The following is a 19,861-nucleotide window of genomic DNA, read 5'->3' as shown; positions in this document are numbered from 1 at the left end:
CTGCGTTCCTGTCGTATCGATTCGTTCCTCCGGGCGAACTCCGTTTTCGCCCGTTATTCGACCCGTGTTTTTAAGTGATTGCCGACCCATTATACAGTATACACGCGAGAACGTTTTCCACCGTCCTTCGATCAGTTCCAACACAATGACCGACTCTACGATCCGAACGCACAGCGACGAGCGCCGCGAGACCGAGCGAGAGGAATCGCTCGAGGAGGCCGACGAACGCGAGCGCTGCCCCGAGTGTGGCGGTCGCGTAATCAGCGACGACGAACACGGCGAAACCGTCTGTGTCGAGTGTGGCCTCGTCGTCGACGAAGACGAGATCGATCGCGGCCCCGAGTGGCGCGCCTTCGACTCCGCCGAAAAGGACAGCAAGAGCCGCGTCGGTGCTCCCACCACCAACATGATGCACGATCAGGGGCTCTCGACCAACATCGGCTGGCAGGACAAAGACGCCTACGGCAAGTCCCTCTCGAGCCGCCAGCGCCAGAAGATGCAGCGCCTGCGCACCTGGAACGAGCGCTTCCGAACTCGCGATAGCAAAGAGCGCAACCTCAAACAGGCGCTCGGCGAGATCGACCGCATGGCCAGCGCGCTCGGCCTCCCCGAGAACGTCCGCGAAACTGCCAGCGTCATCTACCGCCGCGCCCTCGAGGAGGACCTGCTTCCCGGCCGGTCGATCGAGGGGGTGGCGACGTCGTCGCTGTACGCCGCCGCCCGCCAGGCCGGCACTCCGCGAAGTCTCGACGAGATCTCGGCCGTCTCCCGCGTCGAGAAGGACGAAATCGCTCGCACCTACCGGTACGTGATCCGCGAACTCGGCCTCGAGGTCAAACCCGCCGATCCGGAAAGCTACGTGCCCCGATTCGCGAGCGATCTCGAGCTCTCCGACGAGACCGAACGGCGTGCCAGAACGCTGCTCAAGACGGCCAAAGAGGAAGGGATACACAGCGGTAAATCACCGGTCGGCCTCGCCGCGGCCGCCGTCTACGCCGCCGCGCTGTTGACCAACGAGAAGGTCACCCAGAACGAGGTCAGCGACGTCGCGAGCATCTCCGAAGTCACTATTCGAAACCGGTATCACGAACTTCTCGAGGCGGAAGGCGGCGCGCCGGCCTGATTACGGACCGCTGTCCGCCGGTTTCGCGACACTCGAAAGACGCTCTCGACTGTGGCGATCCGTCGGGAGTATCGATCCGCATTAATCTCGCCTTTCTTTGCGCTGAATCGTTCTAACCGGAGCATACTGAAGAGGGTAGTCGGTGCCCTCGATCGATATGTACGCCGATACGACCGTCCGCGCGGATCGCGGCGAGTGCGTCGCCGCCACGTGCGACAACTGCGAGTCAGACGACGAGATCGCCTACACGCTCCGGACGTACGTCGACGATGGGTCGGACGAGCAGGTCGATCTCCACTTCTGCTCGAACGATTGCCTGCGCGTCTGGACGTGATACGGATTACTGCAACGATTTACCGGCGCACCCGCCGCCCGGGTCGCGGGTGCGCCGGCAATGATTTACAGTAAACCGTATGAGGCGGTCGCTCGCGAGCCAGAGCGCCGTCGCTCTCACGTCGGCTCGTAGGAGCGAAGTGAGTGACCGTCGACGGCAGACGAGCCGTCGTCGTCGGCCGGCGCGGTTCGGCAACCGTTCGCGACGGGTCGGTGCGGAGAAATTCCAGAACCGACGTTCAAACGGGACGCGTCGCGGTGGCGGGTACCGACGGATCACGGATCTTCGTCGTAGACGTCGGGGTTCGGCTCGCCCTCGACGTCGATCGTCGCGAGTGCGCCCCTGTGGACCACTCTCGAGAGTGCGTGGTCGACGATTTTGATCGGACCCGGGACGGGGAGTTCCATCTCGCCCGCCACGACGGTCCCGGGTGCGATGGGGGACGTCTCGACGTATCTGGCCGGCTCCGTCAGCAGGTCGCCGTCGCGGTAGAGCCGCGACCAGACGTTGCCGATCGGGTGCCACGCGCTGGTGAAGTTGGGGCCGCCGTTGGCGAAGTAGACCCGGACGGTTTCCCCGACTTCGGCCTCGACGGGGCCGTGCTGGCCGTCCTCGGTGAAGCCGTACGCCTCGCCGTTCAGGAGGACGTACGTCGGCTCCTCGTCGGCCGAGGCGTCGAAGTCGAAGTGGTGGTGTCCCTCCTCGCCCATCTCACCGTCGGTGTACAGTTCGTGCTGGCCGAAGTAGAACTCGCGGTCGACTTCGGGGAGACCATCTTTCGGCTCGACGAGGATCGCCCCGAACATTCCCAGGCTGATGTGCTGATCCATCGCCGGGACGGCACAGTGGTAGATGTGGACTCCGGGATACCTCGTTTCGAACTGGAGTCTGGCCGGTTCGTCACCGGGTCTGATCGTCGTCGCCTCTGCACCGCCGCCGGGGCCGTAGACCGCGTGGAAGTCCACGTTGTGGACGGTCCTGTTGAGATCGTCCGGAACCTCGAACGTGAGGTCGATCGTGTCTCCTTCCCGAACCCGAATCATCGGACCCGGAATCTGTCCCTCGTAAGTCATGTACTCCACGGTCACGCCCGGTTCGATCTCGGCCGTCACCTCGACCGTCTCGAGGGTGAACTCGTGGGTTCGCGGTTCGTTCCAGTCGACAGGGGGCGGTACGTCCGCCGGATCCGCACCGATGCGGTCGACGTCGACCGCCTCCGCCGGTCGAAGTCCCTCGTCGGCGTCGCTCGCTTCCGGCTCCGGATCGTTTTCGACGCGTTCACCGGTGAGACAGCCCGCGACTGCGACGGCACCGGTTGCGCCTGCCGCCTGCATGAACGTTCGTCGAGTTGCTGTGGATATCGTCATTGTATTCCACCTCGTTTGGGACAATGGTACCTATCTAATCAACTTCTCCGACGATTCCCTCCCTCAAAGAACACTTGCGAACATGTTCGTTCGGCCGTTGATACACCGTCGTTGCCCCGTTCGAATGCCGATCGCCGCCCGCTCGAGACGATCTCCCGTGTCGGACGTCGCTCTTGCTGCCCGAGAGCGCTGTACCGTTTTACGGAGTACAGGGAGACTGCCCCGGGGCTTGATCTCGAGGCGATTCACCGATGGTTGCTGTCCTGCTCGAGCGCTTCGACGGCTGATGGAGCGGCCGGAGCCGTCCCGGTCGCATTCCCACTTCGTAGGAATCCCGGGAATCTATTCGTGGACACGAGTCGTCATTTCGCACAGAAGGTATTCACATGGCCCAGGCGACACTCACGGTCACGCTGCCAGAGCAGGTGTGGGTTCAACAGATCTCTACGCGATATCCGGACGCGACGTTTCGAGTGCTGGCTGCCGTCCCGGACGCCAAGACCGGCTTCGCGCTCGTCCGGATCGCTGGACCCGCCGTTCGAGAGATCGTCACCGACATCGAGAATCACTCACAGATTCTGGAACTGTCGATCGTTCAGTGGAGTGACGAGGAAGCGACGATCCACTTCGAGACGACGGCTCCCCTGCTTTTATTCTCCTCGCGGGCGTCGGGAATGCCGATCGAACTTCCGGTCGAGATTCGCGACGGGCGAGCGACGCTCGAGGTGGCCGGCTCGCGAGACCGTCTCGCGGAACTCGCCGGACAGCTCGAGCAGTTCGGGCTCCAGTACCGCATCGAGAGCGTGAGCGAACGACTTCACGACGGCCAACTCCTCTCGGACCGACAGCTCGAGGTCGTCGCCGCCGCCGTCGAGGTCGGCTACTACGATACTCCCCGCCGCTCGTCGCTTACGGAACTCGCCAACCATCTCGACATCGCAAAATCGACCTGCAGTGAGACTCTCCACCGGGCCGAGGAAGCGATCGTCAAGCGCTTCCTCGAGGACGTTCCCGGACTCGAGGATGACGATTCGCTCGAAGAACAGCTCGCACCGAGCTGACGTCGGCTCGACGCTTTGATCGGACATTTACCGGCTTTGGGAGCGAGTGTTCAATTTATATTATCGAACATGTTCGTGGCAATTCTCACGTCGTGGAAATCGAGTCCACACTTCAACCCGATCTAGTTGTGAGTCCGGACCAGTGGATCACAAATGAACGTATTCAAGTATCTGTCGCTGAGTATCCCTTCTGTGAGAGATATGAAATTCCCAGGGGGTGTTCTGAGTCGATGAGCACTGACGACGAATCGTTCCATCCGCTCGGCAAGGAGTGGGAGACGGAACTCGAGGCCATGCTGGACGACACCGAGTACGACAGCGATCTCGGACTGGAGATGGCCAAAGACGCGATGCGCGTCACCAAAGGCGAACTATCCGAAGCCGAATTCCACGAGATGTATCACGACGACGTGATGGATGAGTTCGGCGTTGACGACCGTCCGACCGAGGAAGCCTTCGAAGAGATGAAGGCGGCCGAGGAGGGGACCATGTCCCGGATGCTCTCGAAGTTCGAGGGTGACGGCGAGGACAGTCGCCGGGATGCGATGAAGAAGATGGGTGCCGGCGCGGCCGCTGTTGGACTCGGGGCCTGGGGTACCGCCGACGGCGGCGACCCCGAACCGAACGTCGCTGACGCGGACTCGGTGACCGAATCCTCCCGTGAAGGTGATATTCAGTGGGGAATGGCGATCGATCTCGAGCGCTGTGACGGCTGTCTCTCCTGTGTTACCGCCTGTTCCCAGGAGAACGACCTGGATCAGGGTGTCAACTGGATGTACATCCTCGATTACGAAGAGCCACGGGGTGGCGCGGATACGAGTCGCAACCGACTCGTGCGTCCCTGTCAGCACTGTACCGACGCACCGTGTGAGAAAGTCTGTCCCACGACGGCCCGCCACACCCGCGAGAACGACGGGCTCGTTCTGACGGACTACGACGTCTGCATCGGCTGTCGGTACTGTCAGGTCGCCTGTCCCTACGGCGTCAACTACTTCCAGTGGGACGAACCCGATGCGAGCGTCGAGGAGGTTCGCGAACACGCAGAGCAGATGGGCGCGGAGAACGAGCACATGTACGACGAGCGCGATCGCTGGGTCGACAGTCGCGCGCCACGCGGTGTGATGAGCAAGTGTACGATGTGTCCGACCCGTCAGGACGGATTCAAAGGCGACGAGTACGTCGGAACCACGGCCTGTGAGGAGGCCTGTCCACCGGATGCGATCCAGTTCGGAGACATGAACGATCCCGACAGCGACCCACAAACGTACGTCGATAATCCGAGCCGCGGCCGTGCGCTCGTTCAGGTCGATTCGCAAGGACCGTCGGCTGACGCGCTCACAGAAGAACTCGAGGGTGCCGACGACGATCTCGAATCGGTTCTCGAGGCCGCGGAGGATCTCGACGAGGAGATGCTCAGGGTCATTCTCGCGATCGACACCGTCTCCGAGGAGATGGGACAGGGCGATGCCGAGTACGTCGCGTACGAACAAAATCTCCTCGAGGTCATCGACGTCCTCGAGGCGCACGGCCTCGACCTCGAGAGCGAAGAGGTTCTCGTTGAACTGCGTCTCGCTGACGAACCCGACGAGGACGAGGAGTTCGACGGCGCGAGCGAAAGCGACGCTCAGACCGCACTCGAGAACTTCGCTGGTGCACCCGAGTCGAACTTCCGGCTGCTCGAGGACATCGGGACCAACCCGAACGTCGTCTACCTGGGTAACGAACCCGGCCCGAACGCGGAGCAAGTCGACGGTCCGGTCGCCTACGACGACGTCGGCCTGACGGACAACCGCAAGGAGGTCGTCGACGAGGGAACCGTCGGTGACGCCGGGGTGTCCCTATGAGCACGAAGACGCCGACCGAGGAGGACATCCTTCGTCCGACCCACACGTTCACGAAGAAGTACGTCGCGCTGTTTGGCGCCTGCGCCCTCGTGTTCGGTGTGTTCCTGGTCGGCTGGATGTACCAGCTTCAACAGGGGCTGGTCGTCACTGGTCTTTCCGACTGGGGTACCGGAGGCGGCGTTACCTGGGGACTGTACATCGGCGCGTTCATCTGGTGGGTTGGGATCGCCCACGGCGGGATCATCCTGTCGGCCGCGGTTCGCCTGCTGGGGATGGACCGGTACATGCCGGTCGCCCGACTCGCGGAACTGTTGACGATCGCCGGCCTGTCGGCGGCCGGGTTTTACATCCTCGTTCACATGGGCCGTCCGGACCGGATGGTCACGAGCGTGCTGGGCCACTATCACATCACGGTGAACAACTCGCCGTTGGTGTGGGACGTGACCGTCATCACGGCGTACTTCGTGCTGACGGCGACCTATCTCGGTCTCACGCTTCGATACGACATCTCGCGACTTCGCGATCAGCTTCCCTCGTTCGCGCCGGAAGTCGGCGGCCGCCAGCTTCCGGACGTGTACGGACTGATCTACGACGGGATGACGGTCGGCTACAGCGAGAAAGAAGACGAGATCATCCAGCGGATGGTCTGGTGGCTCGCGCTGGCCATCATCATCATGGCTCCGCTGTTGCTCCACGGTGGCGTGATTCCGTGGCTGTTCGCCGTCCTGCCGAGCTATCCGGGCTGGTTCGGTGCGATCCAGGGACCACAGTTCCTGACGATCGCGCTGACGTCGGCTATCAGCGGCGTTATCCTGATTTCATACGCGTTCCGTCGCGCGTACGACTGGGATCACATCATCACCGACGACGTCTTCCGTGGACTCCTGTTGTGGCTCGGATTCTTCTCGCTGTTGTTCCTCTGGTTGCAACTCCAACAGCTCACCGCAGGTAGCTTCGCGCCGACTGTCGACCACGCGGATGCGACCGCCTCCAAGCTCTCGCACCCGATGTACATCGTCCCGATGGTGATGGTACTCGGCGTCCTCGCGTACATCTTCGCGACGACGATTCGACCGTCGCTGTTCAGCAAGAAGCGCGCGATCGTCGCCGGCGTGTTCGTGCTGTTCGCGACGCTCGTCGAAAAGACCTACTTCGTCATCTCCGGCTTCTGGTATCCGGCGTTCGGCATCTACGAGGGAACCCCCGGTGACTACTTCCCGAGCGCCATCGAGTTGATGTCGCTGGCCGGCACGATCGGGATGGTCACGCTGATCTTCCTGGTCGTCTCGAAGCTGGTTCCGGTCGTCGAACTCCACGCCGTCGAACACCTTCGTGGCGATCACGGCCACGGCGGCGACCACGAGCCCGCGGATGACGCCGCGACCGAACCGGAGGTGGAAGCATGATCGCGCCGGCGTCGATCGTGTCCGCCCTCTCGTTCGTGCTCTATCACGGTTACGAAGGGACTGAGGGACTGACCGGATTCCCCAACATCGGGACCTACCTCATCTTCGGGGTTATCCTGGTTCCCGTCTACGTGATGGTGGTCGCGTGGTTCGTCGGTGAACCACGGAACTCCAAGACCGGTCTGATGGGCGTCGTCTACCTCGTCGGAATCACCGCACAGATGTGGATCGGGATGTTCTTCCTGACGATGATCATCGGTCTCGTCTTCTACGGCGGACTCCCCGAACCGTTCGGTGTCGTCGGCCCGCCGTAATCGGATCGGCCCGTTTTGTCGATTCTTTCGGGTAGGACTTCTCCGTGGCATTCGACGACCATGAGTGTGCAGGCGGTATTACGACTCCCGCCGACGTGGAACTCTCGAGTGTGGAATGATATTATCAACCGCACTTTTCGTCGTTCTCTACCACGGGTTCGAGGGAACCGAAGGGCTCACCGGCTTTCCGAACGTCGGCACGTGGCTCATCTTCGGCGTCGTCTTGCTCCCCGTTTACGTGATGGTGATCGCGTGGTTCGTCGGAACGCCTCGAGAATCCACCGCCGGAGTTCGCGGTGTCGGCTACCTCGTCGGAATCACGGTCACGATGTGGGTTTCGATGCTGATACTGACAATCTTGATCGGAATCAGCTTTTTCGGCGGTTCACCCGAGCCGTTCAGTTCGCCGGGACCGTAGCGGGTCCGTTCGCTGGCTCGCGTTCCGACGCCGGCCAAACCGTCCGACGATAGCCCACCCGAACCATCACACGTATCCCGTTCGGTCCCGTCCATTCGGACAGAACACATCGACGCACTATGAGCATCACCGAACACGAACTCAAGATCAAACTCGAGGGGATCGAGGACCCGGATATCGGAGATGACATCGTTTCACTCGGGCTGATCAACGACGTTACCATCGACGACGAGACGGCACGGATCTCGCTCGCGTTCAACGCACCCTACGCACCGTCCGAGATGGAACTGGGCAACCGGATTCGGGAACTCTGCGACGAGGTCGGCCTCGAGGCCGACCTTCGAGCCCACGTCGGCCAGGAACACGGGTTCGACGACGAGGTCCTCCCACGGGTGCGAAACGTCATCGCTGTCGCCTCCGGGAAAGGCGGCGTCGGCAAGACGACCGTCGCAGCTAACCTCGCTGCAGGCCTCGAGAAACGCGGCGCGATGGTCGGCATTCTCGACGCAGACATTCACGGGCCGAACGTCCCGCGGATCCTTCCGATCGAGAGCGAACCCGGCGTCACGCCGAACGAGGACATCGTTCCGCCACGATCCGACGGCGTTCGAGTCATCAGCATGGGCTTCATGATGGAAGAAGAAGATGACCCGGCCATCCTCCGCGGCCCGATGGTCAACAAGTTCATGATGAAGTTTTTAGAGGGCGTCGAGTGGGGCCGTCTCGATTACCTCATCGTCGACCTTCCGCCCGGAACCGGCGATGCGACGTTGAACCTGTTACAATCGATGCCGGTCACCGGCTCCGTCGTCGTCACGACGCCACAGGAGATGGCGCTCGACGACACTCGAAAGGGTATCCAGATGTTCAACAAGCACAACACGCCCGTCCTCGGCGTCGTCGAGAACATGAGTTCGTTCATCTGCCCGAGCTGTGGCGACCAGCACGGGCTGTTCGGAACCGAAGGCGCAGACAGCATCGTCGACGCCTACGACGTCCCGCTGCTCGGACGCATTCCGATCAACCCCGACTTCGGTGCCGACGGTAGCACGGGCGCGATCGTCAAGAACGACGAGAGCTCCGCCCAGGAACCGGTCGAAGCGCTCGTTGCCGAGATCTCGAACCGCATCGGCGAGATCAACCGCCGGACGGTCGACGAGCACACCTCGGATACGCCCGACGATGCGCTTCCGACCGACCTCGAGGACTAGCTGACGTTCGCGATTCTGTCCGAGTTCGACTCGGATCTTCCGCTCCAACTACGACTCTCGCCTCATTCGATCCTCGAAGTATTAGGTGATGGACCACGAACGACGCGGTATGTCGCTCGATTGCTACGCCGACGCGATCGCCGATCTCGATCCGGCCGACGGCGAGATCGAAAGCACGGAGCTGGTCGTCACCGACGACGTCCTCGTCAAGGCCTTCGCACTCGGACCGGACGCCACGCTCGAGCCCCACGAACACGGCGACAGCACGAACGTCTTTCACGTCCTCGAGGGAACCGTGACCGTCATCAGAGACGGCGAACGCGAACGGATCGACGCACCCGGCGTCGTCCGTCACGACCGCGGCGTCGAACACGGCGCGAAAAACGAGACCGACGGGACGGTGGTCTTCACCGCGAGTCTCTGTCCGTTACCGTCCTGATCGAAGCGCTTCCGGATCGTCCGATCGCTCGGAACAGAGCGATTCGACGTACTTCGTGACGTGATCGTCCATCCGCCGCTTGTAGCCCGCCTGCCGTGCTAACCGGTCGAGTTCGCGAGCGACGAGGCTGCCGTACTGGACCGCCTTCTTGTCTCGCATCGCGACCGTCTCGGGCAGGTGGCTCGCAGCGACCCGACGGAACCCTCGCTTTCGGGTCTCCTCGTCGGCCAGCAGGCCGTCCGGCAGCCGAAGCGCCGCATCGACGACGGCGTCGTGAATCAGGGGAGAAACGGGCTCGAGGCCAGCCGCTCGAACCGCGAGCGTATCGCGCGGTAGCTGATCGGGAAGGCTTCGGATCTGTTCTCGGACGGCGTCGCGCGTCGTCTCGGCCTCGACGCGGTGATCGAGGTGGACGACCTTCTCGTAGCCGCCGAACAGTTCGTCGGCTCCCTGTCCGACCGCGAGCGCGTCGAACCCGTCGGCGGCGACGCGCTCACCGACCAGGTACAGCGGGAGCGCGATCTGGACGTCCATCGCGTTCGTCCGCCCGGTTGCTCGAACGATCCGTGGAACGGCTCGCTCGAGATCGGCCGGCTCAAGGGTGACGACGGTAAGCTCGCGGTCCATCGCGGCTGCCGCCGTTCGTGCGGCCTCGACGTCGTGGCTGTCGGGGAAGCCGACGACGTACAGCGGCGCATCGAGCAACGCTGCGACCAGCGCCGAGTCGACGCCGCCCGAAAAGGCGACCGCGACGTCTCGATCCGTGGACCGAACCGACTCGGCCGCGCTTCGGATCGCGCTCTCGAGGCGCTCGAGTGCGTCGTCGTGGCTGGAATCTGGATCGGGGTCGGGAAGGGACCAGCGCCGCTCGAAGGCGGCGCTCACGTCGGGTTCTTTCGCCAGCGCGTCGACGTCCGCGACGGCTCCGGCGGGGACGGCTACGGGCTCTTCGAGCTCGGTCGGCTCGAACTCCCAGTCTCGAGTCCCCGAGCCGCCGGTTCGCTCGACGAACAGCGGAACCCGTCCGAGGACGTCCCGGACGAGTCGGCCGTCGACCTCGCCGGCGAACCCGCTCGTTCCCGGGAGCGGGTCGCCATCGGTGAGCGCCCGTCGAACCGTCGTCGGATCGCCACCACGGAGGGGGTGAGCGTTCGTCATCGAAACAGCCCCACGACGCCGTTTCTGAACCGGCGTCGAACCCCGCCTGCGGCCTGTCTGAAACTGATGTGCCAGGGCGTTCGCTTCCCTTCGACGGAGGTTTTGCCCTCCCGGATGGCCTCGAGGATCGCGTCGACGGATCGATCGTCGGCGTCGACGCGCGTGACCGCCTGACCGACCATCTCGCTGATGTGTGCGTCGCTCCCCGCTGTCATCGGCAAGCCACGCGACTGGGCGAAGCGTTCCGCCTGGCGGTTCGCCCGCCCGGTCAGGAGCCGGGAGTTGTAGACCTCGATCGCATCCCCCTCGGAGAGTTCGTCGCGTGAAATTCGCGCCATCACGCCGTGGCGCGACTCCTGAAACGGGTGGGGGATGACGACGAGCCCGTCCTGGGCGTGAATCCGCTCGATCGTCGACTCGTAGGACAGCCCCGGCGGAACCGGCTCTTCGAGCCCGAGTCCGAGAATGTGACCGGCTTTGCTCGAGATCTCCATTCCCGGAACGCCCACGAGTCCGTACTCGGAGGCTCGCTCGGCGGCCTCGAGACTGGCGTCGATCTCGTCGTGGTCGGTGATTGCGATCGCATCGAGACCGATCCCTTCGGCCTGCTCGAGGATGAGGTCGACGGGATCTCGCCCGTCGTAGGACAGTTCCGAGTGGACGTGGAGTTCGACCGACAGCACGTACACTCGTTCGAGCGGCCCGATCAAAAGCACCTCGATTCACCTAATATACGGAATCTCGACAGATACGCCGGACTCAGCCGCTTCGTAGGTCGAATCGACGGTGACGATATCTCGGAGGCTATCGACGCCGTCCGGTTCCGGATCAGTTCCGGTGAGGACGCAGTATCCGAAGTAGTCGAACTCTTCGATGACCTCGTCGCTCGGTGCGCCCCTGTACTCCATTCCGACGTCGCCGCACTCGACGTAAATGTCGTGCGGGACGACGCCGCCGAACGGGGACGAAACCGAGACCATTCCATCGGTCCCGACCGCTCTGAGACCGCTCGCAGCGTGTGCGTTGTAACTCGCGGTGCACGAGGCCGTCACCGCGCCGGGAAACTCGAGCTGGAACGCGACGTGCTCGTCGACGTCCGCGAACGCCTCGTCGACCGAGTACGTACACGCCGTGACGACGGTCGGGTCGCAATCGAGCAAGAATCGAATCGTGTTCAGCGGATACACCCCCAGATCGACGAGCACACCGCCACCGGCGAGGTCGGGGTCGAGCCGCCACGTATCCGCTCCGGCGTGTTCGAGAAGCGGATTCGAGAACCCGGCGTGGATCTGGACGACGTCGCCGATGACGCCGTCGGTGATCAGCTCGCGGGTACGTCGAATGGACGGCTCGAACTGGAGCCGATAGGCAGTCATCAACGTAACGCCCGCGTCCTCGCAGGCATCGATCACTTCCCGTGCGTCCTGGACGGTCGTCTCGAGGGGTTTCTCACAGATGACGTGTTTCCCGAATTCGGCTGCGGCAGTGGCATACTGGCCGTGGGTTGCGTTGGGCGTCGCGATGTACACCGCGTCGTAGGCATCCGTCGCCCGACCATCGAGGAACTCCTCGTAGCTGAGGAGCGTGTCGACGTCGAACTCGTCGGCGATCTCGGCGGACGAGTCGGGTGATCCGGTCACGAGGACGGACGTTTCGCAGTAGTCAGCCGTATCGATGGCGGGAAGCGCACGGTTCCGGGAGAAGCCCCCGATTCCGACGATCGCCATTCTGACGGTTCCGTCTGGATCGGTCTCTTGCCAGTCCCGACGTGCGAAATTGTCGAAGTATGATTCGAGGCCCATATCGAACGTACGGTCTCCAGGGGTATGATCATGCGTTCACACTCCCCTGAACGTCCGTACCGAGACTACACGCTTCCGATCCGACGACACACTTCCGTTTCGCAGCTGGACGGTCACCGTGCGCAACAACGATACGGCGGACGGTCCGGCCGTCCGCGTCGAGTAGTCCCGAGGGGAGAAACGACAATCTAGCTCCCCGGTTGACTCCGGGTCAGCGAGGAGTAGATACTCCGGACGAGGTCCAACCGGATGGTTCTCTGCAGATTCCGATTCAGTCCATCGCGATGTACGTCTGCGTGTCCTCGATTCCGTCGATCGACTGGATCCGGGTCGCCGCGATGTCTTTTACCTCCGCAGGAGTCCCGACGTCGGCTTTCGCGATGATGTCGACGTCGCCCGCGACGATGTGTGCCGATTCGACGCCGTCGATCGCCTTGATCTCGTCCCGAAGTCGATCCGCCTCGCCCGTGTTTGCCTTTATCATGACGAATGCTGTTACCATCAGTTGACACCTCCGCTGTCGCCGCTCGCGTCCGCGCCGACGAGTGCTCGGCTCGCAGTTTCTCCGACGAGTAACTGTCTGACCTCGCTCAACACGTCGAAATCCGCCAATACCACGAGTCGATCACCGACCTCGAGAGATTCGTCTTCGGACGGGATTCCAAGCGTCCGGTCTTGCTTTCCGAACGCGAGAACGGTCGCGTCGGCCGGGAGTTGGAGTTCGCCCATCGCGTAGCCGTTGACGGGTGCCTGGTCGGTGATCGTCAATTCGAGGACCTGCAGGTGAGGGGCGACGTCCGCGATCGCACGAATCGTCCCACCCAGAAGGGCGTTTTTCGCACCGAGAGCACCGAGGCGTTCGGGATAGATCACCTCGTCGACCTCGTCCGCGTATTTGCGGTAGATCCCCTCGCGATATGCCTCGTCGATCCGCATGACCGTCCGACAGCCGTGGTGTTTGGCGATCATGCACGCGGTGAAGTTGACGTTCAGATCGCCGGTCAACGCACCCAGAACGTCCGCGTTCGCGATGCCGGCCTCCTCTATGACCGTTTCCTGAGAGCCGTCGCCCTCGACGACGGAAAACGCTTCGTTACGGGCGCGCCTGATCATCCCGTCGTCGCGTTCGATGAGCGTCACCTCGTGGCCTTCGTCCCGCAGAACCCGGGCCGTGCGCAGCCCAACCCGTCCAGCACCGATGATCACGAAGCGCATGACGTTCGGTACGGCGTCCGCTGTCAATAAGGTTGTCCCCGACTACCACACCGCACGGAGAGTCCCAGGGCAAAGGTTTTAGTCGTGACAGAGTGTACCACACCGGCGACCGATGGTTCACGCGTTTATTATGGTGAAGACGGCTGCCGGAAAGTCCGAAGAGCTCCTGTCGTCGATCAGGGACTTAGAGCGAGTCACGAGTGCCCACATCGTCGCCGGCAACTACGACATTATCGCGGAGGTCGACGCCGACGAAGTGTACCATATTCTCGAGGCGGTCTCGACGAACATGCAGGGTCTCGAGGGCGTAACCGAGACCAAAACGTACATCGCGATGGACTAAGACCGACTGCTGTCGGTCGGTTCCGACGCACCCGAACACCGCCTGCGGATCCACACTGGTCTACAGGCGGAACAGGCCGAGTGCCTCGGGGTCGTTCGGAAGATCTTTTCATCTTCCGTGATGACGAGAGAGCCAAATGATCGAGAGAAGTACTGGGAACAGCTGTCCGAAGTAGCGTTACAGCTACGGCGAGCAACGTGACAACTCCGGTGAATTATGCACTACCGACGCAACGATCGAGGAACTGCATTTATTATCGCTTCCGTGAGAACGTAGAGGTATGTTCGAGAAATCGACGTGGATTCGCCTCCCGCGAAACGTCGTCGTAGGCCACGGCGTTCGGTCCGCGGTCGTCGACGTCGTGGACGATCTGCATTTACAGGGACGACCGCTGTTCGTCACGAGCCCCACGCCACGGGACGTCGTCGCTGACCCCGTCGTCGAAGACTTTCGGGACGCCGGGATCGAGCCTGTCGTCGTGACGATCGAAGCGGCGACGTTCGAGGCGGTCGAAACCGTCGTTGAGTCAGCCGACGCGGAGGCGGTCGACTACCTCGTGGGAATCGGCGGGGGGAAAGCCATCGACATCGCAAAGATGGCGAGCGATCGCTTGGGTATGGGGTTTCTCTCGGTTCCGACAGCGGCGAGTCACGACGGAATCGTCAGCAACCGCGGCTCGGTTCCGGACGGCGACACGCGCCACAGCGTCGCGGCCGAGCCGCCGCTCGCGGTGGTCGCTGACACCGAGATCCTGGCCGACGCGCCGTGGGAGCTAACGACGGCGGGCTGTGCCGACATCATCTCGAACTATACGGCCGTGATGGACTGGCGACTCGCCAAGCGACTCAAAGACGTCGAGTATTCGGAGTATGCCGCCGCACTCGCGGAGATGACCGCGGAAATTCTGGTCGACAACGCCGACATGGTTCGGCCCGGGCTCGAGGAATCGGCGTGGGTCGTCACCAAGGCGCTCATGTCCTCCGGCGTCGCGATGTCCATCGCGGACTCCTCGCGACCGGCGAGCGGTGCCGAACACCTCTTTTCTCACCAGCTAGATCGTCTCGCACCCGGAGCGGCTCTCCACGGCCATCAAGTCGGCGTCGGCTCGATCATGACCGCCTATCTCCACGGCGGCGAACGCGGCGTCTGGCGCGACATTCGGGACGCGCTCTCGAGCATCGATGCGCCGACGACCGCCGACGAACTCGGCATCGACGACGAAACCGTAATCGAGTCGCTGACGACCTGTCACGCGATTCGAGACCGGTATACGATCCTCGGTGACGGGATGAACGAGCGCGCGGCTCGAGAGGTCGCACGGAAGACGGGCGTGATCTCCTGAGCCGAACGCGGTCGTGACGGAGAGATCGGTTCATCCGAATCGAGACATTCCGACCATCGAGACGGCGGACGCGACACAGCCCCCGATAACGAGGTGCGTCCAGTAGGTCGTCAGCCGATAGAGGACAGCGACGCCGGCAGCGACGCCGGTCGGTAGTCCGAGGGTGGCGACGAGCAGCGCCGTCAGGACGACCTCGATTCCCCCGCTACCGCCCGGGAGCGGAACCACACCGCCGAACGAGGCGAGCGGCGCGCAGACCAACGCCACCGCGAGCGGTGCGTCGACGCCGACGGCGAGCAAGCAGAGGTACAGCGGCAACGCGTTGAACACCCAGCTCGCGATCGCGATCCCGATGGCGGCGGCCAGCGCGCGTCGCGAGGCACCGATCGTCTCGAGCGTGTCGAAAAAGCCGTCGATTCGATCGGTGAGACGTCCCCTCACGTCGTTGACTCTCGGTAGCTTCTCGAGGATCGCCTCCCCGCCGGCTGCGATTCTGGCGACGACCCTTCGAGCCACGCCGCGGTTGAACACGACGACGACGAGGACCGTCGCAGCCACTGCGACGATGCCGGCGACGGTGATCGCAGCCGACACGGCGTTCAGGGCATCGCTGTCGCTTGCGGCGGTGTAAACCACGAATCCGGTCACCGCGACGACGACGCTAGCGATGGCGTTGAAGCCCTCGGCTGCGGCGACGACGGCGAGATTGTCCTCGAACTGCGAGTTGGACCCCTCAGCGAGGAGATAGGCCGTGATCGGCGTCCCCGTCGATCGTCCCCAGGGCAGCGCGCTCCGGGCGAAGTATCCCGAGAGATAGGCCGCGACGAACGCGTTCCCGCGAGCGCCGCCCTGAACCGGGGCGAGGAGTCGTCCGACGACGAGACCGCGAAGCGCGAGCATACAGAGTCCCGAAAGGATCGCACCGGCCAACAAGCCGGGGTGTGCCTCGCTGACGGTCTCGGTGACCGTCTCCCAGCCGATTCCGTACACGAGAAGGACGACGACCCCGACCGCGAGTGCAAGCCCGCCGGCCGCTCGTCGCCAGCGCATACGGCCCGGTTGGAACGGGAAACCCTTAACACCCGCAAGTCGGCAACGGTGACCGGCTTCTGAACCGATCGGTCGGGCGAATCAAGCGTGTTCGTCGAGGAAGTCGGCGATCGACGAGTAGGCCTCGATACGGTTCTCGAGCTTCGAGAAGCCGTGACCTTCGTCCTCGAAGATCAGTTTTCGAACCGGAACGCCCTGTTCGCTGGCTCGAGAGGCGACCTGTTCGGCTTCACCGACCGGAACGCGCGGATCGTTCTCGCCGTGGAGAACGAACAGCGGCGCGTCGATCCGCTCGATGTTGTTCGTCGGTGAGATCTCCTCTAAGAACTCCCGATCCTCTTCGAGGCTCCCGTACTCCGCCTCGCGGAGTTCGCGACGCCACTCACCCGTGTTCTCGAGGAAGGTGACGAAGTTCGCGATGCCAACGACGTCGATTCCGGCGGCCCAGAGGTCGGGATACTCCGTCAGTGCGGCAAGAACCATGAACCCGCCGTAAGAGCCTCCCTTGGCGACGATTCGATCCGAATCGGCGGCGGGATGCTCTCGGAGCCACGCGACACAGGCCGCGACGTCCGCGACCGAATCCATCCGCTTTTCGACGTCGTCGAGCGCCGCGTACTCGCCACCGTAGCCCGCCGAGCCGCGCACGTTCGGCTCGAAATAGGCGTAGCCCCGATCGAGGAAGTACTGCTTGACGCTCGAGAACGAGGGTCGGCGCTGGCTCTCGGGACCGCCGTGAATGTCGACGATGACCGGAACGCCGTCGCGGTCCGACTGTGATCGGTCGCTGTCGCGTTCGTCGATCGATCGCTCGCCGTCGGAGCCGTCCGGAAGGGTAAAAAAGGCGGGCACTCGGAGCCCGTCGAAGCTCTCGACGTGGACCAGTTCGGACTCGTCGAACGTCTCGGGCGGGATACCGGCCGTCGGCGCGTCCGTAACGCGTTCGGCCTCGCCGGTCTCGACGTCGACGACGAAGACGTTCGTATTGACGGCGTCTCCGCTGGTCGAGATCGCGAACCGGTCTCCGTCCGAACCGAAACTCACCCCGCCCGCGACGCCGCCCGGCAGATCGGGTTCGGGAAACGTCCGGAAGGCGGTCGGCTCGTCCGCCTCGAACTCCCCGACGGTCAACTCCGTGTAGCCGTCGACGTTTCGCGAGTAGACGAACCGACCCGTCTCGTCGTCCAGTGCGATCCCGTCGACGTTCCAGCCGGAGCCGTCGACGACCGTCTCGAGGTCCCCCTTCTCGAGGTCGAGATACGCGAGGTAGAGCGTGTCCGCGTCGCCGTGATCGGTGACGAGGTAGAGCCCGTCGCCGTCGGGTGCCCAGCGTGCACTCTGATAGCGGACATCGCCCTCGTGCGGCGTCAGGTGCTCGAGATCGCCGGTGTCGACGTCGAGGACGGAGAGGTCCTGATCGAAGTTAGAGTAGGCCTGAGAGACGAGCAGCCGGGAATCGTCGGGACTCCAGCCCGACAGGGAGAGCCAGCCGTCGCCCTCGGAGACGAGTCGCGCGTCGTCGCCGCGGTCGTCTCGACCCTGGACGTAGACGTCGAAGACGGACTCGTCGCGACGGTTTGACGTGAACGCGAACCGCTCGCCGTCGTGGCTCCAGCCGCCCCACCGGTGTTTGGCGTCGGGCATGGCCGTCAGGTTCAGGATCTCGCCGGTCTCGGCGCCGAGTCTGAACAGTTGGGCGCGTTCGTTGCCGCCGTCGTCCATGCCGAAGATCAACTCGGGACGCTCCGGCGACCACGAGGCGAACGTCACCCGCTCGTCGAAGAACGTCCGCTGTTCGGGCCACTCGCGCGGCTCCGCTATCGTCCAGACCTGTGGCGTCCCCGTCGTATCCATCAGAAAGGACAGGCGGTCCCCGTCGGGGTCGAACGATGCGCCGTAGGCGCTTCGAACGTTGAGGTAGCGTTCGATGTCGTAGCTGACCATACGTAACGGACTCGAGGAACGGCAGTAGGCGTTTGGGTTTCGACTCGAGCGCTCGGACGGGCCGTTCGTCGGAACCCCCCGAACCGGTGACCTTGCGCCCTCCGGCCGATCCGTCTTGCCGTCGCCCTCGCTAGAACGGGTATGGTACTTCAGAGATTCCTCGGCTCGAAAGCGACCCGATCGTTGACCGTCGTTTCCGTTCTGATGGAAGCGAAACGAGCGCTCGCTCGCGGCCGACGGACCCGTGGGCTCGTCTTGCTCGGCGTCGCCGTCGTGGCCTGGAAGTGGACCGTCATTGGCCTGGCGGCCCAGGGCGTTATTAAAGCGCTTCGAGCCGGTCGGCCGTCGGGCTCGAGTTCGGCCTGACCGTCCGGACGAACGAACAGCAGTCTCGAGACGTCGCGGGGCCGGGGATCCGCGGACTAGCGCCGGCCGGTGCATCTCCCTCCGCCGAGATCGTTCGCGGGGAGCGGCTGATGGCGGCGAGCGCTACCAGCGATGGTGGACGTGATCGAAGACGTGTTCTTCGTAGACGTCCCGGACAGCGCCGCGAACGCGGTTCGAGAGTGGGTCGGAGCCTGAAACCGCCGCGTTCGATCGAACGTGCTCCGGGGACGTCGTCCCCGGAATGACCGTCGAGACGGCCTCGTGGTCGAGGATCCACCGGAGCGTGAGTTCGGCCAGCGACAGTCCCTCGGGAACGTGGGGATCGAGCGCCTCGACGGCGTCGTGCCCACTCTCGTAGGGGATGCCGGCGAACGTCTCACCGACGTCGAAGGCCTCCCCCTGGCGGTTGAAGTTTCGGTGGTCGTTCTCGGGGAACGTCTGATCGCGCTCGAGCGCGCCGGTCAACAGCCCCGATGCGTAGGGGACGCGGACGATCACGCCGACGTCTTCGGCGCGCGCTCGATCGAAAAACTGCTCGCGTGGGCGCTGGCGAAACGGGTTGAAGATGAGCTGAATCGTCTCGACGACGTCGTACTCGATGGCCTTGAGCGCCTCTTCGACCCGTTCGACGCTTACTCCCGCGTGGGCGATTTTTCCCTCGTCCACCAGGCGCTCTACGGCGTGGAACGTCGACGGCTGGTAGTACGCTTCCGTCGGTGGACAGTGCAACTGGAGCAGATCGAGCGTCCCCCGGCCGAGATACTCACGGCTCCGATCGACGAACGGAGAGAGTCGGTCGTACTCGTATCCTTCGGCGTCGTGTGGCTCGAGACGACGTCCGGCTTTCGTCGCGACGAACACGTCCTCGGCGTCACGTTCCTCGAGGACGTGGCCGATGTGGCGCTCGCTGCGTCCGTCACCGTAGACGTCCGCGGTGTCGATGAACGTGATTCCGGATTCTATGGCGGAACGGACGACTTCGCGGCCGGTCTCGTCGGAGACTTCGCCCCAGTCGCCGCCGATATTCCACGTTCCGAGGCCGACCTCAGAAACGGCTCGACCGGTCGAACCGAGCGCTCGATAGTTCATACGCGATCGTGTTT

21 protein-coding genes are annotated in these 19,861 nt (G+C 63.5%); 12 read left to right on the top strand and 9 right to left on the bottom strand.

The features are described 5' to 3' along the window. The first annotated feature begins 145 nt into the window (after positions 1-145). Both EA462_RS06380 and EA462_RS17235 read left to right on the top strand, forming a co-directional pair. Complete coding sequence (locus tag EA462_RS06380; protein WP_124177720.1) at positions 146-1,123, top strand: transcription initiation factor IIB; 978 nt, start codon at positions 146-148, stop codon at positions 1,121-1,123. 157 nt (positions 1,124-1,280) lie between these two features. Continuing rightward, positions 1,281-1,457, top strand: a complete 177-nt coding sequence (locus tag EA462_RS17235) for a hypothetical protein (protein ID WP_165872025.1) — start codon at positions 1,281-1,283, stop codon at positions 1,455-1,457. Between the two features lie 275 nt (positions 1,458-1,732). Here the strand turns inward: EA462_RS17235 and nirK are convergent, their stop codons facing one another. Then, positions 1,733-2,824 carry a copper-containing nitrite reductase gene (gene nirK / locus EA462_RS06375; RefSeq protein WP_124177719.1) on the bottom strand — a complete coding sequence of 364 codons (1,092 nt, stop codon included), beginning with the start codon at positions 2,822-2,824 and terminating at the stop codon, positions 1,733-1,735. Positions 2,825-3,210: 386 nt separating this feature from the next. On the opposite strand from nirK, the gene EA462_RS06370 reads away from it, so the two are divergent. From EA462_RS06370 to EA462_RS06340, 7 genes are all read left to right on the top strand, one after another. Further along, positions 3,211-3,885: a helix-turn-helix domain-containing protein gene (locus EA462_RS06370; RefSeq protein ID WP_124177718.1), complete on the top strand. Its 675-nt coding sequence runs from the start codon at positions 3,211-3,213 to the stop codon at positions 3,883-3,885. Between the two features lie 230 nt (positions 3,886-4,115). Next, positions 4,116-5,729 carry a 4Fe-4S ferredoxin N-terminal domain-containing protein gene (locus tag EA462_RS06365; RefSeq protein WP_124177717.1) on the top strand — a complete coding sequence of 538 codons (1,614 nt, stop codon included), beginning with the start codon at positions 4,116-4,118 and terminating at the stop codon, positions 5,727-5,729. After that, on the top strand, positions 5,726-7,135 hold the full coding sequence (nrfD, locus tag EA462_RS06360) for an NrfD/PsrC family molybdoenzyme membrane anchor subunit (protein ID WP_124177716.1): 1,410 nt from the start codon (positions 5,726-5,728) through the stop codon (positions 7,133-7,135). The genes EA462_RS06365 and nrfD overlap by 4 nt, the downstream gene beginning before the upstream one ends. Next, positions 7,132-7,449: a hypothetical protein gene (locus EA462_RS06355; protein ID WP_124177715.1), complete on the top strand. Its 318-nt coding sequence runs from the start codon at positions 7,132-7,134 to the stop codon at positions 7,447-7,449. The genes nrfD and EA462_RS06355 overlap by 4 nt, the downstream gene beginning before the upstream one ends. Before the next feature lie 115 nt (positions 7,450-7,564). Continuing rightward, complete coding sequence (locus EA462_RS06350; protein ID WP_124177714.1) at positions 7,565-7,867, top strand: hypothetical protein; 303 nt, start codon at positions 7,565-7,567, stop codon at positions 7,865-7,867. Between the two features lie 119 nt (positions 7,868-7,986). Next, complete coding sequence (locus tag EA462_RS06345) at positions 7,987-9,078, top strand: Mrp/NBP35 family ATP-binding protein (protein WP_124177713.1); 1,092 nt, start codon at positions 7,987-7,989, stop codon at positions 9,076-9,078. 109 nt (positions 9,079-9,187) lie between these two features. After that, on the top strand, positions 9,188-9,517 hold the full coding sequence (locus EA462_RS06340) for a cupin domain-containing protein (RefSeq protein WP_124177712.1): 330 nt from the start codon (positions 9,188-9,190) through the stop codon (positions 9,515-9,517). On the opposite strand, the gene EA462_RS06335 is transcribed toward EA462_RS06340, so the two are convergent. The 5 genes from EA462_RS06335 to EA462_RS06315 all read right to left on the bottom strand — a co-directional run bounded on the left by EA462_RS06335 (position 9,506) and on the right by EA462_RS06315 (position 13,692). Next, positions 9,506-10,675 (bottom strand): asparagine synthase C-terminal domain-containing protein, encoded by a 1,170-nt coding sequence (locus EA462_RS06335; protein ID WP_124177711.1) that lies wholly within the window; start codon positions 10,673-10,675, stop codon positions 9,506-9,508. The genes EA462_RS06340 and EA462_RS06335 overlap by 12 nt on opposite strands. Further along, complete coding sequence (locus EA462_RS06330; RefSeq protein ID WP_124177831.1) at positions 10,672-11,358, bottom strand: PHP domain-containing protein; 687 nt, start codon at positions 11,356-11,358, stop codon at positions 10,672-10,674. The genes EA462_RS06335 and EA462_RS06330 overlap by 4 nt, the downstream gene beginning before the upstream one ends. Before the next feature lie 39 nt (positions 11,359-11,397). Then, the gene (gene gfo6, locus EA462_RS06325) at positions 11,398-12,477 is read right to left on the bottom strand and encodes a D-xylose 1-dehydrogenase Gfo6 (RefSeq protein ID WP_124177710.1); all 1,080 of its coding nucleotides are present in this window, start codon (positions 12,475-12,477) and stop codon (positions 11,398-11,400) included. A 271-nt stretch (positions 12,478-12,748) separates the two neighbouring features. Next, entirely contained in the window at positions 12,749-12,979 is a 231-nt protein-coding gene (locus EA462_RS06320) for an Lrp/AsnC family transcriptional regulator (protein WP_124177709.1), read from the bottom strand. Next, positions 12,979-13,692: a potassium channel family protein gene (locus EA462_RS06315; RefSeq protein WP_124177708.1), complete on the bottom strand. Its 714-nt coding sequence runs from the start codon at positions 13,690-13,692 to the stop codon at positions 12,979-12,981. Before EA462_RS06315 ends, EA462_RS06320 begins: the two co-directional genes overlap by 1 nt. A gap of 112 nt (positions 13,693-13,804) precedes the next feature. Between EA462_RS06315 and EA462_RS06310 the strand changes: the two genes are divergently transcribed. Both EA462_RS06310 and EA462_RS06305 read left to right on the top strand, forming a co-directional pair. Next, positions 13,805-14,035, top strand: coding sequence for an Lrp/AsnC ligand binding domain-containing protein (locus EA462_RS06310; RefSeq protein ID WP_124177707.1), 231 nt, complete (start codon positions 13,805-13,807; stop codon positions 14,033-14,035). Positions 14,036-14,315: 280 nt separating this feature from the next. Then, positions 14,316-15,377: an NAD(P)-dependent glycerol-1-phosphate dehydrogenase gene (locus EA462_RS06305; protein ID WP_124177706.1), complete on the top strand. Its 1,062-nt coding sequence runs from the start codon at positions 14,316-14,318 to the stop codon at positions 15,375-15,377. Between the two features lie 30 nt (positions 15,378-15,407). Here the strand turns inward: EA462_RS06305 and EA462_RS06300 are convergent, their stop codons facing one another. Beyond that, positions 15,408-16,427, bottom strand: a complete 1,020-nt coding sequence (locus EA462_RS06300) for a lysylphosphatidylglycerol synthase transmembrane domain-containing protein (RefSeq protein ID WP_124177705.1) — start codon at positions 16,425-16,427, stop codon at positions 15,408-15,410. A gap of 81 nt (positions 16,428-16,508) precedes the next feature. Beyond that, the gene (locus tag EA462_RS06295; RefSeq protein ID WP_124177704.1) at positions 16,509-18,371 is read right to left on the bottom strand and encodes a S9 family peptidase; all 1,863 of its coding nucleotides are present in this window, start codon (positions 18,369-18,371) and stop codon (positions 16,509-16,511) included. Between the two features lie 141 nt (positions 18,372-18,512). On the opposite strand from EA462_RS06295, the gene EA462_RS06290 reads away from it, so the two are divergent. Beyond that, positions 18,513-18,737 (top strand): hypothetical protein, encoded by a 225-nt coding sequence (locus EA462_RS06290; protein ID WP_124177703.1) that lies wholly within the window; start codon positions 18,513-18,515, stop codon positions 18,735-18,737. Between the two features lie 123 nt (positions 18,738-18,860). Here the strand turns inward: EA462_RS06290 and EA462_RS06285 are convergent, their stop codons facing one another. Beyond that, positions 18,861-19,847, bottom strand: coding sequence for an aldo/keto reductase (locus EA462_RS06285; RefSeq protein ID WP_124177702.1), 987 nt, complete (start codon positions 19,845-19,847; stop codon positions 18,861-18,863). Positions 19,848-19,861 lie beyond the last annotated feature (14 nt).

This window comes from Natrarchaeobius halalkaliphilus, from assembly GCF_003841485.1.
Lineage (GTDB): Archaea > Halobacteriota > Halobacteria > Halobacteriales > Natrialbaceae > Natrarchaeobius > Natrarchaeobius halalkaliphilus.
The sequence above is the reverse complement of the archived record's forward strand: the minus strand, read 5'-3'. Positions and strand labels throughout refer to the sequence as shown.

Excerpts from the sequence above, each read along its gene's own strand:
- EA462_RS06380 (WP_124177720.1), top strand. The coding sequence starts at position 146 with ATGACCGACTCTACGATCCGAACGCACAGCGACGAGCGCCGCGAGACC.
- EA462_RS17235 (WP_165872025.1), top strand. The coding sequence starts at position 1,281 with ATGTACGCCGATACGACCGTCCGCGCGGATCGCGGCGAGTGCGTCGCC.
- nirK (WP_124177719.1), bottom strand. The coding sequence starts at position 2,824 with ATGACGATATCCACAGCAACTCGACGAACGTTCATGCAGGCGGCAGGC.
- EA462_RS06370 (WP_124177718.1), top strand. The coding sequence starts at position 3,211 with ATGGCCCAGGCGACACTCACGGTCACGCTGCCAGAGCAGGTGTGGGTT.
- EA462_RS06365 (WP_124177717.1), top strand. The coding sequence starts at position 4,116 with ATGAGCACTGACGACGAATCGTTCCATCCGCTCGGCAAGGAGTGGGAG.
- nrfD (WP_124177716.1), top strand. The coding sequence starts at position 5,726 with ATGAGCACGAAGACGCCGACCGAGGAGGACATCCTTCGTCCGACCCAC.
- EA462_RS06355 (WP_124177715.1), top strand. The coding sequence starts at position 7,132 with ATGATCGCGCCGGCGTCGATCGTGTCCGCCCTCTCGTTCGTGCTCTAT.
- EA462_RS06350 (WP_124177714.1), top strand. The coding sequence starts at position 7,565 with ATGATATTATCAACCGCACTTTTCGTCGTTCTCTACCACGGGTTCGAG.
- EA462_RS06345 (WP_124177713.1), top strand. The coding sequence starts at position 7,987 with ATGAGCATCACCGAACACGAACTCAAGATCAAACTCGAGGGGATCGAG.
- EA462_RS06340 (WP_124177712.1), top strand. The coding sequence starts at position 9,188 with ATGTCGCTCGATTGCTACGCCGACGCGATCGCCGATCTCGATCCGGCC.
- EA462_RS06335 (WP_124177711.1), bottom strand. The coding sequence starts at position 10,675 with ATGACGAACGCTCACCCCCTCCGTGGTGGCGATCCGACGACGGTTCGA.
- gfo6 (WP_124177710.1), bottom strand. The coding sequence starts at position 12,477 with ATGGGCCTCGAATCATACTTCGACAATTTCGCACGTCGGGACTGGCAA.
- EA462_RS06320 (WP_124177709.1), bottom strand. The coding sequence starts at position 12,979 with ATGGTAACAGCATTCGTCATGATAAAGGCAAACACGGGCGAGGCGGAT.
- EA462_RS06315 (WP_124177708.1), bottom strand. The coding sequence starts at position 13,692 with ATGCGCTTCGTGATCATCGGTGCTGGACGGGTTGGGCTGCGCACGGCC.
- EA462_RS06310 (WP_124177707.1), top strand. The coding sequence starts at position 13,805 with ATGGTTCACGCGTTTATTATGGTGAAGACGGCTGCCGGAAAGTCCGAA.
- EA462_RS06305 (WP_124177706.1), top strand. The coding sequence starts at position 14,316 with ATGTTCGAGAAATCGACGTGGATTCGCCTCCCGCGAAACGTCGTCGTA.
- EA462_RS06300 (WP_124177705.1), bottom strand. The coding sequence starts at position 16,427 with ATGCGCTGGCGACGAGCGGCCGGCGGGCTTGCACTCGCGGTCGGGGTC.
- EA462_RS06295 (WP_124177704.1), bottom strand. The coding sequence starts at position 18,371 with ATGGTCAGCTACGACATCGAACGCTACCTCAACGTTCGAAGCGCCTAC.
- EA462_RS06290 (WP_124177703.1), top strand. The coding sequence starts at position 18,513 with ATGGTACTTCAGAGATTCCTCGGCTCGAAAGCGACCCGATCGTTGACC.
- EA462_RS06285 (WP_124177702.1), bottom strand. The coding sequence starts at position 19,847 with ATGAACTATCGAGCGCTCGGTTCGACCGGTCGAGCCGTTTCTGAGGTC.